This window comes from Micromonospora sp. NPDC085948 (assembly GCF_040686315.1).
Lineage (GTDB): Bacteria > Actinomycetota > Actinomycetes > Mycobacteriales > Micromonosporaceae > Micromonospora.
The window spans coordinates 175,043-191,577 of record NZ_JBFBJW010000011.1 but is presented as its reverse complement, the minus strand read 5'-3'; the positions used below and the strand labels follow the sequence as shown (position 1 = coordinate 191,577).

General features: G+C 68.7%; 15 protein-coding genes and 1 other RNA gene. 3 read left to right on the top strand and 13 right to left on the bottom strand.

The window, feature by feature from the left end; translation table 11 throughout:
- Positions 1-249: 249 nt before the first annotated feature.
- The 3 genes from AB0O48_RS25330 to rnpB all read right to left on the bottom strand — a co-directional run bounded on the left by AB0O48_RS25330 (position 250) and on the right by rnpB (position 4,273).
- A complete protein-coding gene (locus tag AB0O48_RS25330; RefSeq protein ID WP_365068701.1) occupies positions 250-2,628 on the bottom strand; it encodes a hypothetical protein in 2,379 nt (792 codons plus the stop codon).
- A gap of 623 nt (positions 2,629-3,251) precedes the next feature.
- Positions 3,252-3,638 carry a hypothetical protein gene (locus AB0O48_RS25325; RefSeq protein WP_365068699.1) on the bottom strand — a complete coding sequence of 129 codons (387 nt, stop codon included), beginning with the start codon at positions 3,636-3,638 and terminating at the stop codon, positions 3,252-3,254.
- Positions 3,639-3,857: 219 nt separating this feature from the next.
- An RNA gene (gene rnpB, locus AB0O48_RS25320) (RNase P RNA component class A) lies at positions 3,858-4,273 on the bottom strand.
- A 130-nt stretch (positions 4,274-4,403) separates the two neighbouring features.
- On the opposite strand from rnpB, the gene AB0O48_RS25315 reads away from it, so the two are divergent.
- Positions 4,404-5,165, top strand: a complete 762-nt coding sequence (locus AB0O48_RS25315) for a sulfite exporter TauE/SafE family protein (protein WP_357571400.1) — start codon at positions 4,404-4,406, stop codon at positions 5,163-5,165.
- Positions 5,166-5,194: 29 nt separating this feature from the next.
- On the opposite strand, the gene AB0O48_RS25310 is transcribed toward AB0O48_RS25315, so the two are convergent.
- Positions 5,195-6,427: an MFS transporter gene (locus AB0O48_RS25310; protein ID WP_365068696.1), complete on the bottom strand. Its 1,233-nt coding sequence runs from the start codon at positions 6,425-6,427 to the stop codon at positions 5,195-5,197.
- A 54-nt stretch (positions 6,428-6,481) separates the two neighbouring features.
- On the opposite strand from AB0O48_RS25310, the gene AB0O48_RS25305 reads away from it, so the two are divergent.
- Entirely contained in the window at positions 6,482-6,940 is a 459-nt protein-coding gene (locus AB0O48_RS25305; RefSeq protein WP_357571399.1) for a MarR family transcriptional regulator, read from the top strand.
- 284 nt (positions 6,941-7,224) lie between these two features.
- On the opposite strand, the gene mctP is transcribed toward AB0O48_RS25305, so the two are convergent.
- From mctP to AB0O48_RS25270, 7 genes are all read right to left on the bottom strand, one after another.
- Positions 7,225-8,874: a monocarboxylate uptake permease MctP gene (mctP, locus tag AB0O48_RS25300; protein WP_357571398.1), complete on the bottom strand. Its 1,650-nt coding sequence runs from the start codon at positions 8,872-8,874 to the stop codon at positions 7,225-7,227.
- Positions 8,874-9,116, bottom strand: a complete 243-nt coding sequence (locus tag AB0O48_RS25295) for a DUF3311 domain-containing protein (protein ID WP_238647498.1) — start codon at positions 9,114-9,116, stop codon at positions 8,874-8,876. Before AB0O48_RS25295 ends, mctP begins: the two co-directional genes overlap by 1 nt.
- 166 nt (positions 9,117-9,282) lie before the next feature.
- On the bottom strand, positions 9,283-10,425 hold the full coding sequence (locus AB0O48_RS25290) for a bifunctional RNase H/acid phosphatase (protein WP_365068693.1): 1,143 nt from the start codon (positions 10,423-10,425) through the stop codon (positions 9,283-9,285).
- A gap of 3 nt (positions 10,426-10,428) precedes the next feature.
- The gene (locus AB0O48_RS25285; protein ID WP_357244928.1) at positions 10,429-11,166 is read right to left on the bottom strand and encodes a C4-type zinc ribbon domain-containing protein; all 738 of its coding nucleotides are present in this window, start codon (positions 11,164-11,166) and stop codon (positions 10,429-10,431) included.
- Entirely contained in the window at positions 11,156-12,028 is an 873-nt protein-coding gene (locus AB0O48_RS25280; RefSeq protein WP_357571396.1) for a Nif3-like dinuclear metal center hexameric protein, read from the bottom strand. The genes AB0O48_RS25285 and AB0O48_RS25280 overlap by 11 nt, the downstream gene beginning before the upstream one ends.
- An 83-nt stretch (positions 12,029-12,111) precedes the next feature.
- Positions 12,112-12,684 (bottom strand): flavoprotein, encoded by a 573-nt coding sequence (locus AB0O48_RS25275; protein ID WP_365068690.1) that lies wholly within the window; start codon positions 12,682-12,684, stop codon positions 12,112-12,114.
- 16 nt (positions 12,685-12,700) lie between these two features.
- Positions 12,701-13,930: a helix-turn-helix domain-containing protein gene (locus tag AB0O48_RS25270; protein ID WP_357244922.1), complete on the bottom strand. Its 1,230-nt coding sequence runs from the start codon at positions 13,928-13,930 to the stop codon at positions 12,701-12,703.
- A 248-nt stretch (positions 13,931-14,178) separates the two neighbouring features.
- Here AB0O48_RS25270 and AB0O48_RS25265 point away from each other — a divergent pair, with 248 nt between their 5' ends.
- A complete protein-coding gene (locus AB0O48_RS25265) occupies positions 14,179-14,850 on the top strand; it encodes a bifunctional DNA primase/polymerase (RefSeq protein ID WP_365068688.1) in 672 nt (223 codons plus the stop codon).
- 293 nt (positions 14,851-15,143) lie between these two features.
- On the opposite strand, the gene AB0O48_RS25260 is transcribed toward AB0O48_RS25265, so the two are convergent.
- Positions 15,144-15,866 (bottom strand): FAD:protein FMN transferase, encoded by a 723-nt coding sequence (locus AB0O48_RS25260; protein ID WP_357245200.1) that lies wholly within the window; start codon positions 15,864-15,866, stop codon positions 15,144-15,146.
- 49 nt (positions 15,867-15,915) lie between these two features.
- Complete coding sequence (locus AB0O48_RS25255) at positions 15,916-16,527, bottom strand: FMN-binding protein (protein ID WP_357244918.1); 612 nt, start codon at positions 16,525-16,527, stop codon at positions 15,916-15,918.
- Positions 16,528-16,535: the final 8 nt, after the last annotated feature.

Below are 16,535 nucleotides of genomic sequence, written 5' to 3'. Positions count from 1 at the left end.
GCGCCTCCGGCGGGGGCGCTCCGGCTCCGGGACGGCCGAAGATCGTCGGCAGCCGCCGGGTCCGTGGTGGTTGCGGTAGATCATCCCGTCTGCCATCGACCCGGACAAGCGAGCAGACCACCGCCCGGCCCGCCAGCGTTCGTACGAGCTGTCAAGGTCCGCTTGACGATGGCCTGCCGGGCGCCGGCCCGCTCCCACAGTGGGCGGGTCGACGGCAGACGGGACGACACGAGTCGTTAACGGAGTTCCCTACCGGGTCACTGAGTACGCTAGACCGCTAGAGGCTTCGACCTTTTGCGGCCGGCGGGGGTAGTTCTCCCACAGCTTTGAGTACGCGGAAGGCGAGTTCGTCTCGAATCTCAGCGTCTCCGGCGGGTCAGACATGAAGGCTGCCGTCATGAAATGCAGTCCCCTCTTTGTGGCGGGAAATTCAGCCCATTCGAAGTGAGATGGGGAATGCAAAAAAGCGGTTTCACCATACGTGTTTGCCAATAGACTGGTTGCTCGGCCGCTCTCGTCGACCTCCCTTTTGATACGCCGAAACACCTGCCTGGAGTATCCCGATCGCTGAATCAGTCGCACCGCACCCTCGATCGAATCCAAGGCGCCCCTCAAGCGATTCAGATCGGCTGGCCGGGGATGAAGCAGGGAGTTGCGGACGTCGCTGACCTCCGCCGCCACTAGTGCTCTACTAATTTCCTTAAGATCGCTCAGGATCTTCTCCCGGCTCTCTGGTGCTAAATCAAGAAAGAGGTGGGTGTGCAGGAACGGAAATACCTGTAGGCCCTGTCTTACCTTCGCCCACCCCGGAAGATCTCCTTCTGGCCGTCGATGAATATCCTCCTCCGAGCTTAGGTGACTGAGATGGTCGGCAAGTACTCGGAAGCCACGAGTCAGGGCATATAGATTCACGGGCTCCGTGAGATCGATTGGATGATCGCTCTCGTGTTGAGAGAGGAAAGACCTTAGCCCTTCTAGCGCTGCAGTTGCGTGTATATGTGGCCTGAATACCAAACGGCGGTCGCTGGCGTAATGATCGGACGTCAACGCCCAAGTGGTGTACGTCAGACTGTCGCGGAGAATTTCCTCCAAGGCGACGAAGTAGTTGACGGAGCGCTCCCGGATCTCTTCCATGTCCGCGCTTGGCGGGTTCAACATTGACTGGCGACATGTCTGGTCTATAGCCTCGTGATAACGCCAGAACTGGGCATGAGGATCGAGGGAATCGCTGATTGAATATCCCAATTTCCACAGGGTTGAGTTGATTCTATCTTCATCAGTCGTGAGCAGGTCCTGTTGGATCTGTAGCTTCTCCGTGGCAACTACTACATTGCTTCGACGTGCGAGTAGAAGTGTTGATACCGCCTCGCGCGGGGTCTGCCGCCTCAGATACTGGTCTATCTTTGCCTCAAGTCTCTCGGCAGTCTCCTCGCGTAACTGCCAGTCCAACTCTTGGCGGTCCGGCTCGCTATCGAGGGGATACATTTGGCCAACGAGCCGCCGGAGGCGCAGGGGTGCGGCATTCAAGGATCTTGCTCGAAGTCGAACCCCGTAACGATTGAGTTCTCCACATAGGCCATAGGGCCCTATCGCGAAGGCGTTGAGCACGGGAGCGCGAGTTTCGTTCTCCGGAATCTTGATTGTGCCCTTGAGTACGAGCGTGTCAAGGCCTGCAATTATCTGCTTATTTGATGCAAGGCAGATTAGTTGTATCACCTCAGCTGAGCCTAGTAGCCCGCACATACTTTGGGCTTTACCTTGCATCCCTAGACCGCGAACGGTTTCCCGAAGCTCACCAGCCGTGTTGTCGAACAACCATCCCAAAAGCAGCTTCTGTTCATCTAGATCGAGCGTGTCGCCGATCAGGAACGGCAGCGGATCGCCGTTCATGTCGTCATAGATTAAGGAGTCAGCATCTTTGTTGGTGTTCGCGAGAAACTCTGCCCACTTGCTCGCCTCTTTGCTCTCCCTCTCCATCTCCTTGGAAATCTTCGACCTGTTTTCGTTAATCTCGGCTTCTGTGGAAGTTAATAGGTAGTATCGGTGCAGATCATTGCAGGATAGATCGGAGCAGTGGTAAGCCACCCGCCTGTCTGGCTGAAGGGTTCTGACCTCCTTGCTCTTGAGTATTCCGTACGGACCCGCGACCATAGTGCCGATTTGCGCTATCCCCTGCGGTGTATCCTGCAGCAGCGCCCATGTCTCGGCCTCAGGCAAGTAGTTCCTATCCGGACGCTCGCGATCTGCAAGCCGATCGTAGAGCAGCCTTCCATGGGTAAAGGGGAACCGGATCTTCTTTTGCTCGATTTCCTTACTGATTGCACTCGTGAGGGCGTCGGCGTCTGTCTCTAAGGGGTCAACAAGAAGCTCCGTGTGCCACATTTCAAGGAAACACAATAGGCGAGCCTCCGGGTACGGAACCTGCTTTCGCGTTAGAGCTTGGAAGACTCTTTCACCATATGGTGTCAACTTGATGGGCGTGTGAAGTTCTGTAGATACCCGATAAGATTTGGGGATGATCGTTTTCTCGAGGAATACGTGTATTCTTCGCAACCTTCTCAGTGCGGCTCGGAACTCTGGGGCCGGATACTTTTCGGCTAACTCTTGAGCGTTAAGGGGGAGCGCCATTCACTGATCTTACTTGACAGCGGTATCTGCAATGACCCAACAACGGCGTGGATTGGGTGTCTTCAGCGATGGGTTGAGGACGGTCATGCGTTTGTTCGTCCCATTTGATCCGAAGCGCGGGTCGGATTAACGACAGATCGGGTTCCTATCCCCCTCCACGGCGAAACAGGTCCGCTTTGCAGTCGACAGCAACGCTGACAGCACCTGGCCAAGGACGAGGGCGACAGCGGCCAGCGCCATACGGATGGCAGCCCGAGGTGGCCGACATACACGGACGCCTCCGACCGAGGCGCGCAGTTTCTTGTAAGCGAGACGTCAGGGCGCTCCGCTGCGGCAGCAACCCCGACAGCAACCGGTGCAACCAACGACGGCTTGAGCCGAGTCCAGGCCGACGACGTCGCCGAGGTTGCGGTCGTCTGGCAGCGACTCCGGCTGTGCCTCTTAATTCGCTGGTCCGGGAGGCCCTGCAAGCGCTGCCGCATCTCGCCCGTGGGGCATACAGGGGGCACAAGACAATGTCAAACGTCGTCAACCAGCCACCAACGATGGCAGCCCGAGACGCCGTGTGAGCAGGTGTCGCGGGGGTTCACGCTAGTGGCGGGACGGCGGCTCTAGGTTCCGCTTCAACTCAACGCGAAGTCCTTGATGCCGGTGGCGATGGCCGAGACGGTCCCGACCAGACCCGTCACGGTCGCCAACCTGGAAGCTGGGGTAGCCCAGGTCCCGCGAGTGAACTCGGCCCATCGGCGATTCCAAAAGAGCAGCTTGAACTTTTGCCATCTGTGCTCGCGTAGGTGGCACCCGAGCAGCAGTCCGTAGGAGTTGTTGCGGCAGAAGGCTCCCCGCTTGCGGGTACCGGCACCACACCACGCGGGTGCCTGAAGCAGCGACCAAATGACCACTCCGGCGGACAGGACATAGAGAAGCTCAGGGCCGGCGTTGCCGGACCACCAGACGGCGATCAACACCAAGAGAGCCAGCAGCCCCCAGTACCGCCGAAGGATCTTCATACAGGATCTGTAGTTGATCGATGACGAGCAGTAAATAGCTTTGACAGATGTTGGTCGTTGAGTGGCCATCCGGCGGACGGCTGCTCTTGGGCCGTCTCTGGGCCGTCTGGGCCGTCACCGGGCCGTCAAACGCTGACCAGAGACAACCACCGACGACCATCAGCGCCCGAAGAAACAGCAGGTCAGCCACCATATCGGGGCGCCTGGCCTGGTGGGCGACGGACGAGTCGACCTGTACGCCGGATTCTGTGCGCGGCGCGTACCCCGAAAGGTTTGCGCCGGCGGCGGCCATCCATCTCGGCCTGCCGTTGCCGGCAGGCTCCAGCGGCCTACCCGCAGACATCGGGCGGGCAGCCCTCAAGCGTCTGCGCCGGGTCGTCATCTTGCGGTGACGGCCCTTGCTTGGCCTTGCTCCGGGTGGGGTTTACCGAGCCACCCCGGTCACCCGGGGTGCTGGTGGGCTCTTACCCCACCGTTTCACCCTTACCGTCCCCGATGGGGTCGGCGGTCTGTTTTCTGTGGCACTGTCCCGCGGGTCGCCCCGGGTTGCCGTTAACAACCACCCTGCCCTGTGGAGTCCGGACGTTCCTCGGCGGCGGGCCGAAGCCCGCCGACGCGACCGCCCGGTCGACTCGTCCGTCGCGCTCTCATCCTAACGACGGACGCACTGCCGGTATTGCCGCCCCGCCCGCACAAGATCGCGCTGCTCAAGGGCGGCGGTCCGGCGGGCCCTCCCGGTCGGGCAGCGGCTAGCCTCGTGGGGCTATGGATCTCTCCCACGCCGCGCTGCTGCTCGCTGCCGGACTCGCCGCTGGCACGGTCAACGCGGTGGCCGGCGGTGGCTCACTGATCACGTTTCCGGCGATGATCGCGGTCGGGTTGCCCCCGGTCGCGGCGAATGTCAGCAACTCCATCGCGGTGTTCCCCGGTTACCTGGCCAGCGTGGCCGGCAGCCGGATGGACCTGCCGCGCCCCCGCGCCCTGGCCACGCTGCTGCCCACCACGATCGTCGGCACGATTCTCGGCGCGCTGCTGCTGCTGGCCACCCCGGCCCGCGCGTTCGAGCTGGTCGTACCCTTCTTGGTCCTCGGCGCGACCGCGGTCCTGGCCTTCCAGGACCCGCTGCGCCGGCTGGTCGGTCACCCCCGGGATCTGTCCCCGCGCCAGCGGACGGTCACGGTGCAGACGATGGTCGCGCTGGGTGCGGTGTACGGCGGGTACTTCGGGGCGGCCCTCGGGGTGATGCTGGTCGCCGGGTTGGCCCTGGTGCTGGATGCGACCCTGGCGCGGGTCAGCGCGATCAAGAATCTGCTCTCCGCGCTTGTCGGGTTGACCACGCTCGTGGTGTTCGCCGTGTTCGGCCCGGTGAACTGGACGGCCGTCGCGGTGGTCGCGCCGGCCACGCTGATCGGGGGGTACGCGGGCGCCCGGCTGGTGCGCCGGCTGCCGCCGGTGCTGCTCAAGACGCTGATCGTGGTGTTCGGCACGACGATCGGCCTGTACCTGCTCTGGCGCGCCCTGAGTTGAGCCTCCCGCAGGGCGCGGCGGGTGCCCGCTCAGTACGCCTCGCCCACCGGTTCCTCGGCGGCGTTCTCGGTGCTCGCGGCGGCGCGGTTCCAGCGGGACCAGAGCACCCGTTCGCCATAGCCGGCGGCCATCAGGTGCGCGAAGGCCAGGTAGACCAGCACACCGACGGCGAGCACCCCGAAGCCGACCCAGAACGGCAACGACAGCGAGTGTTCGGCGAGCTTGCCGGAGATGATCGGTGCTGGCGCTGCGGCACCCCAGCGGACCAGGTTGAACGCGCCGGTGGCGACGCGCCGGTCGCTGGAGCCGAGGCCGAGAGCCAGGTCGGTGAGGTTGGCGTTGGCCAGGCCCATGCAGAGTCCGGCGAGCACCAGCACCACGAGCGCCTCGGCGGTGCTGTGGGAGGTGGCGAAGAGGACCATGCAGACCAGCAGCCCGGCGATGGCCACGCCGACGGTCTGCACCGCGCCGATGCGGTGGGCCAGCCGGTGGCCGATCACCATGATGCCGGCGGCCAGGCCGAGCCCCCAGCCGGTGAAGGCGAGCCCCAGCGGGATGACGTCCAGGCCGAGGAAGAGCGGCGTGTAGCCGAGCACCACGAAGAACACGAAGTTGTACGCGGCGGTCACCACGCAGAGGGCGATGAACGCCGGCCGGCGGTAGGTGGCGAAGATCTGGCCGACGCGTACCGGGGCCTGCCGGTTGGTGGGCTCGCGCAGTTTGCGGGAGGCCACGCCGAGGGCGAGGACCATGAAGACGCCGCAGACGAAGAACGGCAGCCGCCAGCTGACCTCGCCGAGCAGACCACCGATCAGCGGTCCGACGGCGAAGCCGAGACCGAGGGCGGTCTCGAAGAGGCCGACCACCCATTCCCGGTCGACGGCCAGGTTGACGAGCACCACCATGGCGGTGGCGAAGAACATCGCGTTACCCAGCCCCCAGACACCGCGCAGCACGGAGAGCTGCACGATGTTGTCGCTGAACGAGGCGAGGATCGCGGCGAGACCGACCACGGAGACGCCGGTGATGAGCACCGGCTTGAAGCCGAACCGGCCGCTGGCCAGCGTCGCCGGGATCATGCCGAGGGCCATGACCGCGATGTACGCGGTGAACAGCAACTCGACCTGCCAGGCGCTGACGCCGATCGCCTCGCCGATGGCCGGCAGGATCGGGTCGACGACGGCGATGCCGGCGATGGCGAGAAAGGCCACCAGCGTGGTGGCGTAGATGGCACTGCGGTTCGGTTCGGTACGCCGATCCACTCCGACTCCCCAACTAGCTGTATCGTACAGGTACTTATTCTGTATCATACAGCTATGAGCGACGACCACGACGAGACCACCCTCGGCCAGATCGAGACCGAGGTGGCCCTGCTGATGCGCTTCGGCGAGGCCACCCGGCGGGCCACCGGCACCGCCGAGCACCGGGTGCTGGACCGCGCGGCGTACGTCATCCTGCGCCACCTGGCCGACGCCGGCCCACAGAACGTCTCCGCGCTCGCCGACCGCCTCAACCTGGACGGCTCCACCGTGACCCGGCAGGTCTCCGCGCTTCAGCGCGACGGCCTCATCACGCGTACGCCGGACCCGTCCGACGGCCGCGGCACGGTCATCTCCCCCACCCCGGCCGGTCTCCAGCGGATGGCCGTCGTGCAGGCTGCCCGCACCCGGCTCTACGGCGACATGCTGGCCGACTGGACCACCGAGGACCGGGCCACCCTGGCGAGTCTGCTGAGCCGCCTCAACCAGGCCCTGATCAACCGCAACCGCCGCTAGACCGCGCCAACCCCACCCCGCCCCGGCCCACCCCGGCCCACCCCACCCCGGCCCACCCCACCCCGGCCCGTCGATCTTGCAGTTGTGGTGGGGGACAAAAGGACGGAATCACCATCTGCTGGGCACCACAACTGCAAGATCGACGCGGGAGACGCGGGAGGCGCGAGCGACGCGGGAGACGCGAGCGACGCGGGAGACGCGAGCGACGCGGGCGCGGGACAGGGCGCGGGACAGGTACGCCCGGGCACCGACACACGTCGGCGCCCGGGCGTACGTGCCTGGGGTCAGGCGACCGGCTCGCGGGCCGAGTCGGCGTCGCGATCGGCACCGGGGGTGACCCGAGGGTCGCCCTCGTCGGCGAAGTAGTCGTCCGGTTCGGTGCCGTCGACCCCTTCCTCGACCTTCGCGGCCCGCAGCGCGAGCGTCACCAGTGCCGCCACGGCCAGGTTGACCGCCACGGCCACGATGCCGACGTAGATCGTCTTGGTGGTGTCGAACCCGAACTCGGACAGCGGGAACGCCGAGCCACCGAAGTGCTTCCGGGTCGGGCTGGCCACCTGGTAGAGCATCCACATGCCCAGCCCCATGCCGACCGCCCAGCCGACGATCAGGCCGGTGCGGTGGAACCAGCGGGTGTAGAGACCCAGCGCCACCGCCGGCAGCGTCTGCAGGATGATCACGCCACCGATCAGCTGGAGGTCGATGGAGAACTGCGGGTCGAGGAAGACGATGCAGGCCACCGCGCCGACCTTCACCACCAGCGAGGTGATCTTCGAGACGTTGGCCTCCTGGGCCGGGGAGGCGTCCCGCTTCAGGTACTCCTTGTAGATGTTGCGGGTGAACAGGTTCGCCGCCGCGATCGACATGATCGCCGCGGGCACCAGCGCGCCGATGCCGATCGCCGCGTACGCGACACCGGCGAACCAGTCCGGGAACTGCTGGTCGAACAGCAGCGGCACGACCGTGTTGCTGTCGACCGTGCCCTCCTTCGCGCCGGGCAGCGGCTTCACACCGGCCGCGATGGCCATGTAACCGAGCAGCGCGATCAGCCCGAGCAGAAGGCTGTACGCGGGCAGCGCCGACATGTTCCGCTTGATCACGTCACGGTTCCGGCTGGCCAGCACACCGGTGATGCTGTGCGGGTAGAGGAAGAGCGCCAACGCCGAGCCGAGCGCCAGCGTCACGTACTGGAGCTGGTTGTTGCCGTTGAGCAGGATGCCGTCGTTCGGGCTGGGTGAGGCGTCGAACTTCGCGTCGGCGGCGGCGAAGATGTCCCCCCAGCCACCCAACTTGTACGGCAGGTAGACGACCGCCACCAGGATGACGATGTAGATCAGGCTGTCCTTGACGAACGCGATGAGCGCCGGCGCGCGCAGCCCCGACTGGTAGGTGTACGCGGCCAGGATCGCGAAGGCGATGATGATCGGCAGGTGCCGGGCCACCGCGTTGTCGCCGGTGACCCCCATCGTCTTGAGCACGGCCTCGATGCCGATCAACTGCAACGCGATGTACGGCATGGTGGCCACGATGCCGGTGATCGCGATCAGCAGGGCCAGCACCGGCGAGTCGAACCGGTTGCGGACGAAGTCGGCCGGGGTGACGAACCCGTGCCGGTGCGACACCGACCAGAGCCGGACCAGCACCAGGAACACCAGCGGATAGATCACGATGGTGTACGGCACGGCGAAGAACCCGGCCGCTCCGGCACCGAACATCAAAGCCGGCACCGCCACGAAGGTGTACGCGGTGTAGAGGTCACCACCGACCAGGAACCAGGTGATCCAGCCGCCGAAGCTGCGCCCGCCCAGCCCCCACTCGTCCAGGTGCGCCATGTCCTTCGGCGCCCGCCACCGGGCGGCCACGAAGCCCATCACGCTCACCAGCAGGAAGAGGAACGAGAAGACGATGATCTCGGTGAGATGGTCACGCCACATCAGGAGCCACCCCGCTTCTTCGTCATCTGGTAGACCAGCGTCGTGGTGCCGACGCCAAGCAGGATGAACGCCAGTTGCAGCCAGTAGAAGCGCGGAAAGCCGAAGACCCGGGGCGAGTCGCCATTGAAGAAGACCGGGATCAGCGGCACCACGATGGGGATGAATAGCAACCAGTTCCAGGGGCTGTGGTCCTTCGCCCTGGTTGGCGCCGTGGTCGGCGCCTCCGGTTCCGGTGCAGCCATCTGACACACCTCCGGGGAGTCGAGGCTCTCGATGTAACGGCCGGAGGCTACGACTCTGTGACGGCGGTCACCTGACCCGCCCGGAGGGTGCTGCGCCGAACGGCCGACCGGCTGCGCCGAACGGCGTGACCGACCAGCCGGGCGGGAACGTGCGAGGAGCGCCGGCTCAGATTGCGGCGAGGTGGGCGGTGTCGTTGACCGTGCGGACCGCGATGCCGCCGTCGGGCCACATGTCGAGCACCGAAATGCCGGCCGCGTCCAGGAAGAGCCGATGCAGGAACCCGTCGCCGGCCGCGAGGGCGTCGCGCAGCACCAGCTTGATCGGCGAGACGTGCGAGACGACCACCACGGTCTCGCCGGGGTACGCGGTGACCAGCCCGGTGACGACGCGATGCGCGCGTTCGGCGACGTGGGTGAACGACTCCCCGTCCGGCGGCGCGATCCGGGGTGAGGCGAGCCAGGCGTCCATCTCCCCCGGCCACTGCTCGCGCACCTCGGTGAAGGTGCGACCCTCCCACTGGCCGAAGTCGCACTCGATCAGGTCGTCCTCGGTGCGGACCGGCACGTCGCCGTCGAGCGCTTCGGTGATCGCCGCCGCGGTGGCCGTACACCGGGACAACGGTGAGCTGAGCACGGCCGCGACGGACGGGGCCAGCGCGGCCACCCGGGCGCCGGTGGCCAGGGCCTGGGCCCGGCCCTTCGCGGAGAGTGGCACGTCGCCGCGGCCGGAGTAGCGCCGCTGCTCGGTGTACTCGGTCTCGCCGTGCCGGACCAGGATCAGCCGGGTGGCGGTGAACGACGGCCGCGGCTCCCACGAGGCCGGCGCGGTGGCCGGGTCGCTGCCCGTCGCGGGCGTCGCCGGAGGTTGGCCCGTCGTCGGGGTCCGCGCGGGTCGGCCGGCGGCGGCGTCCATGGCGGCGTTGGCGAGCGCGTCGGCGTGCCGGTTCTGCTCGCGGGGGATCCACGCGAACCGGACCGCGGCGAAGCGGCCCACCAGCACGGCCGCCTCGGCGGCGAGGGGTCGCAGGCCGGGGTGCTTGATCTGCCACCGGCCGCACATCTGCTCGACCACCAGCTTGGAGTCCATCCGGACGTCGACCTCGGCGGCGCCCAGCTCGGCGGCGGCGGTCAGCCCGGCGATCAGTCCCTGGTACTCGGCGACGTTGTTCGTCGCCGTGCCGAGCGACTCGGAGCGCTCGGCGAGCACCTCGCCGGTCTCCGCGTCCCGCACCACTGCGCCATAGCCGGCGGGGCCGGGGTTGCCCCGGGAACCGCCGTCGGCCTCGATGCTGACAACCCGCGCGGCCACGACCTACAGACCCGACTCGTTGGTGCGGACCATGATCCGCCGGCAGTCCTCGCAGCGGACCACGTCGTCCGGGGCGGCCTTGCGGATCCGGGCCAGGTCGGCGCCGGACAGGTCCAGCCGGCAGCCGCCGCAGCGGCCCATGGTGAGCAGCGCGGCACCCAACCCCGTGTCCGCGCGGATCTTGTCGTAGAGGGTGACCAGGTCGGCCGGGAGGTCGGCGGCGAGCGGCTGACGGGCGCCGCGCTTGAACTCCTCCTCCTTGGCGATCTCGGCCATCGCGTCGTCGCGGCGCTGCTCGGTCGCGGCCCGCTTGTCCCGGGTCTCGGCCAGCCGCTGCTCCACGCCGTCCAGGACGCCCTGCGCGGTCTCGCGCTGCTCCATCAGCTCCAGCTCGGCGTCCTCCAGGTCGCCCTGGCGCCGGTTCAACGAGACCAGCTCGTGCTGGAGCGCCTCCAACTCCCGGGCCGGGCCGGTGCCTGCGGCGAGCCGGTTCTCGTCCTTCTCCTTGCGGGCGCGGACCTGCTCGACGTCCTTCTCCAACCGGGCGATGTCCCGGTCCAGGTCGTCGACCGCCACCTGGGCGCGGACCCGCTCATCCTCCAACGACGACAACTCCCGGGCCAGCGACTCCAGTTCGGCCCGCTCCGGCAGCGAACGCCGGCGGTGCGCGAGCTGGGCGAGGTTGGTGTCGATCGCCTGGAGGTCGAGCAGGCGGCGCTGCACCTGAGGGTCAGCCTTCACGGTCGGGCTCCTTGTCGTCCACAGCGGGTGCGGCGGCGTGCACGGTCCACGGGTCGGTGTCCAGGTCGGACACCAGCGTCTCGACGCCCAGCGCCTCCCGCAGGAGGGCGGCCAGGTCGTCCAGCCACGGTCGTTCGGTCGCCCAGTGGGCGGCGTCGATCAGGGCGGGACCATCGGCGGCGAGGTGCTCGCCGGCCGGGTGGTGCCGCAGGTCGGCGGTGAGGAACGCGTCCACCCCGGCGGCGGTCGCGGCGCCGAGGAAGCTGTCCCCCGACCCGCCGCTGACGGCGAGGGTACGAACCATACGCCCGGGATCCCCCGCCGCGCGAACTCCCCAGGACGTGACGGGGAGCACGGCGGCCGCGTGTCGGGTCAGCTCGGCGAGAGTCATCGGCTGGGGCAGCTCCCCGATCCGGCCGAAGCCCCGGTCGTCGCCGTGGGCGGCCGAGCCGGGCGCGGGCCGCTGCAGCGGGCGCAGCCCGGTCAGCCCGAATCGGGCGGCGAGGGCGTCGGAGACGCCCGGGGCGGCCACATCGGCGTTGGTGTGCGCCGCGTAGAGCGCCACCCCGGCCCGGATCAGCTGGTGGATGATCCGGCCCTTGAAGGTCGTCGGAGCCACCGAGGAGACCCCGCGCAGCAGCAGGGGGTGATGCGCGACGATCATGTCCACGTCGGCGGCGAGGGCCTCGGCGACCGTCTCGGGCACCACGTCGACGACGCAGAGCACCCGGCGGACCGGGGCGGCCGGCTCGCCGAGCACCAGGCCCACCCGGTCCCACTCCTCGGCCCAGGCCGGTGGATAGCGCCGTTCCAGCTCGGCCACCACCTCGGTCACCGTGGGGGCGGATCTGCTAGTGCTCACGGCGGGCCAGCTTACCGGCGCGGGGGCGGTCCAGCGGTGACACCCGGCCAGGCCGGGTCGCGGGCAGGCCGTACGGGTGAGCGTCAGGCAGCGCTCACGGAGACGGCGTCCAGGGCGGCGAGCGGCATCGTCCACGGGAAGGTGTGCAGGTACTGCTCCCCCGTGCCGGGCGGATGCAGGGCGATCACGTGGTCACCGAAGAGCACCGTGACGCCCCACTCGGCCAGCCGGGCCACCCCGGCGCGGAACGCGGGGTGGACGGCCATCGCGGCGTTGGTGTACGGCACCGCGACGATGGGGACGCCCTTGCCCTGCGCCTCGACCAGCAACCCGAGCGCCAGGGTGTCGGTGATCCCGGCCGCCCACTTGTTGACCGTGTTGACGGTGGCCGGGCAGACGATCATGGCGTCGGCGGGCGGCAACACGTCCGGGTCACCGGGATTCTTGTAGTGCGTCCGCACCGGGTGGCCGGTCTGCCGGGCCAGTGCGGCCTGGTCGACGAACTTCGCCCCGTCCGGGGTGACGACCACGCAGACGTCCCAACCATCCTGCTGGGCAAGGTCGACCAGGCGACCGACGTGCCGGGCCAGCGGTGAACCGCAGGCGATGACGTAGAGCACCTGGCGGTGCCCGCTGTGGCGTGCTGAACCGGCCATCACACCGGCTCCGCGCTCATACCCCTACTCCCATGTGCTCAGCCAACTCCGCTACCGGAGAAGGCGGCGCACCACGTGTGCGACGAAGGATGTCCGACATCACCTCGTGGGCGATCGGCCGGCAGCGGACCTCCGACGGAGCGAGTCGGTCACCGAGCAGCAGCATCTCGCCGGCGTTCGCCACGTCGCCCAGTTGGGCGTACCCGCGGGCGATGTCGAGCAGGTGGTGGGCGCGACGTTCGGGCAGCAGCGCGTTGAAGGCGGGCTCCGCGATGCGCATCTGGTGCACCTCCACGGCCCGCCCCCCGTCACCCAGCTCCACCGCGGCGGCGGCCCGGTGCAGTTCGACGTTCGTCGGGCCGAACGACGTCCAGTAGTGGTTGTGGTCGCCGCCGAGCAGCGTGGCGGCCTCCTGCGCGCAGTTGATGAGGTCGTCGACGCTCGCCGTGTCACCGATGCGCGACGCGGCCATCGCACCCTGGAGCAGCAGCATCCCGTAGACGGAGAGGCGGGCCGGGGTGACCCCGTTGCTCCCACCCGGGGCCAGCCGGTTGGCGATCTGGACGTTCAGCTCCAGCGCAGGGCGGGCCCGGCCCATCGCGACGAGCGCGTTGCAGACCCGGGTGGTCGCGATGCCGGCCAGCAGAGGGTCGTCGGCCCGCTGGGCCACCGCCATCGACCGGTCGGCGGCCAACCAGGCGAGGTCGCACTCGCCGAGCTTGCGCAGCACCGAGGAGGCGATCTGGTAGACCTGCCCGAGCAGGTGGGCCGCCTCGGGTGCCCGGTCACCGCCGTAGGCGGCGTCGGCGGCCTGTGCGTCGCGCAGCAGCTTGGGCAGCGCCCGGGTGAGCATGCCGTAGCGGCCGTACTGGTAGGTCAGCCAGGCGTGGTTGACGGCCTTGCGCAGGTCGTCAAGCGGCGGCGGACACGGCACCGCGTCGAAGTACGCGCTCATCGAGTCGTAGCGTTCCAGCGCCGCCCGGATCTCCTGCACCTCGACCTGGTCGATGCAGTTCAGCGCGTCGGTGCGGCGCTCCGGGTCCTTGCCCAGCAGGAGCTGCACGTCGACCTGGAGGATGTCGGCGATCTCGTAGAGGACGGAGAACTTGTCCAACCGGCGGACGCCGCGTTCGACCTTGTCCACCCAGCTCTTGGACTTTCCCAGCCGGTCGGCGAAGACCTGCTGGGACATCTTGCGGCGTCCCCGCCAGTACGCCACTCGCCGTCCTATGGGTAGCTCGTCCATCTGCCCATCCTCCCCTGCCGCCGCCGACCGATCGAGCCGGGGCGATGTCCGCGGGTGCGACGACGGCCGTTCGCTTTCAGGTTTTCGCTGGTCGCACACGATGTACGTCAGCCGTACAGCCAGTCCTCGTACTTTTCGTGCAAGTTGCACGAGCCGTTCGTCAACCTCAACGATCGTGGGTTACGGCAGTGACGGTGCTCGACATGCGACCTGGCGACCGCCGGGCCCGACGAAGGGAGATGGCACACATGTGGGGGAACGTCGGACCGCGCGTCGCCGAACTGTCACCGCTGGAACGAGTCCGGCTGCGCCGGGTCGCCATGCGGTACGCCACGCACGGGTGGGAGGTCACGCCGGGGGCCTGTCTGGCCCGCAGCCGTTTCGTCTGCGGCCGGGCCGGCTGTCCCACCGTGGGTTGCCATCCCGCCCTGGAGAACTGGGAGTTGGCCGCCAGCGCCGACCCGGCCCGGGTGGCCACCTGGTGGCGGAACCGTCCACACGGGGTGCTGCTGCCCACCGGCCGGGCCTTCGACGTGCTGGAGGTGCCCGCCCACCTGGGCCGGCACGTGCTCGACGCGGTGCAGATCCACCCGGCCGGCACCGGCGTACGAGGACCGGTGCTGGTCACCCCCACCGGGCGGTGGATGTTCCTGGTCCGCCCCGGTGACCCGCTCCGGCCGGAGTTGGAGCACTGCTTCCACGTGGTCCGGCACGGGCCGGGCTCGTGGGTCCCCGCGCCGCCCACCCGACTGCCGGAGGGCACGGTCCGCTGGGCGGTCGCCCCCGAGCAGGCCCGCTGGCAGCTGCCGGATTCGTACCTCGTGCAGAACACGTTGATCGGGGCGCTGCGCGCCGCCGGGGTGACGCTCGCCCCCGACCTGCTCCCCGGCCACCTGCCACTGCCCCGACGAGGCATGTGAGACGTGCCCGGCCGACGATTCCATCAGGTGCCCGACAGCGTCGCCGGGGCGCCGGTCCTCGTTGACAGGGAGACGGCGCGAACGCGCGCCACGAACGGGGGAACGATGTCCACGAACGACAGGGCGCCTCATCCCGGCGGCACCGAACCGCCCCGCCGCAGCCACCCACGCCACCGGTGGGCCGGCACCCGGCCGTCCGGCTCGCGTCCCGGCCGCCCACGCCCCACCGGCTCCCGCCCGGCCGGCACCCACCGCCCGGTCCGCTAGGAGCCCCGGCCGGGCTGCGCGGCCTTCTAGTCGGTGAGCGGCAGGCCGGCGGAACCGTACTGGCGGGCGTCGTCGGTCACCACCGCGTGGGTGTGGTCGTCGAGGCCGTTCAGCCAGCCGAGGCCGGGTGTTCCCATGGCGAGGGCGGCGGTGGCGTACGCGTCGGCCACACCGAGGTCCGCGCCGACCACTGTCACCGAGCGCAACCCGCTGGCCGGGGCGCCCCGGCGCGGGTCCAGCACGTGCCGGCCACGCTCGTAGACGCCGGACGTGGCCACCGCCAGGTCGGTGCCGGTGAGCACCAGGCAGGTCGCCATGGCGTCCCAGGGGTGCCGGATGCCGACGCGCCACGGCGCCCCGGCCGGGGAGAGGCCGCGCACCCGCACGTCACCGCCGGCGTTCACGCAGTGGTTCGCCGCGCCGGCCGCGAGCAGGCGATCCGAGGCGACCTGAGCGGCCCAACCCTTGACGAAGCCGGACGGGTCGAGCCGCCCGGTGGCGTACGCGTCGAAGAAGCCGTCGGTGGCACCCCACAGGTCCGCGCAGGCCTCCAGCACGAACCGCAGATCCGCGGACGCCTCGGAGAGCAGCACCTCACCCCGGTCGAAGCGGCACACCTCGCTGTCCGGCCGGTACGTGCTGAACCGGGCGTCCACCTCGCGCATCCAGGCGAAGACGTCGTCGGCCAACTCGTGCAGGGCCGCCGGGGGCAGGTCGTCGGCCAGGTCCAGGGTGATCGCCGTACCCATGATCTGCTCGACCCGGCACAGCCCGGGTCGGATCATCGCGGCCGGCACGTCAGAACGCCTGCTCGATCGCGCCCCGCAGGGACTGCTTGTAGGAGTTGCTGGTCTCGGTGGCGCCGGAGACGGTGTTGACGTTGGCGCTCTGCTTCTGCACCACCTCGCCGCCGGTGCCGTCGTACCTGCTGCTGACGTCGTCGCTGTGGATGTCGGACTCGCCGCCGCTGGGCAGCGACAGCGAGACGGCCTCGACGATCCGGGTGCCGGAGACGACGATCTGCACCTGGACGAAGCCGTACTCGTTGTCCACGCCCGGCCCCGTGACCCGCCGCGTGGTCGACTCCGGCGCCTTGGTGGTGGTCCGCGGCGCGGAGGGAGCCTTCGTGGTGGCACGGGGGGTGCTGGGCGGCCGGGTGGTGCTCTTGGTGGGTTTGGCCGACGACGGCGCGCTGGGCTTCACCGACGGCGTCGGTGCCCCGGCGGGCGGTTCGGCGGTCGCGCCGGCGGGCGGTTCGGCGGCCGGGTCGACACCCTGCGGGGTGGGGTTGACCGGCTGGGCGGTCGGCAGGTTCTGGGCGACCTGGGTGGCGCCCGGCGAGCCCTTGAACACCACGAGCGCGGTGGTGCTGGCGGCCAGGCCGGTGATCGCGAGCAACGCGCGACGCATGGGGATGC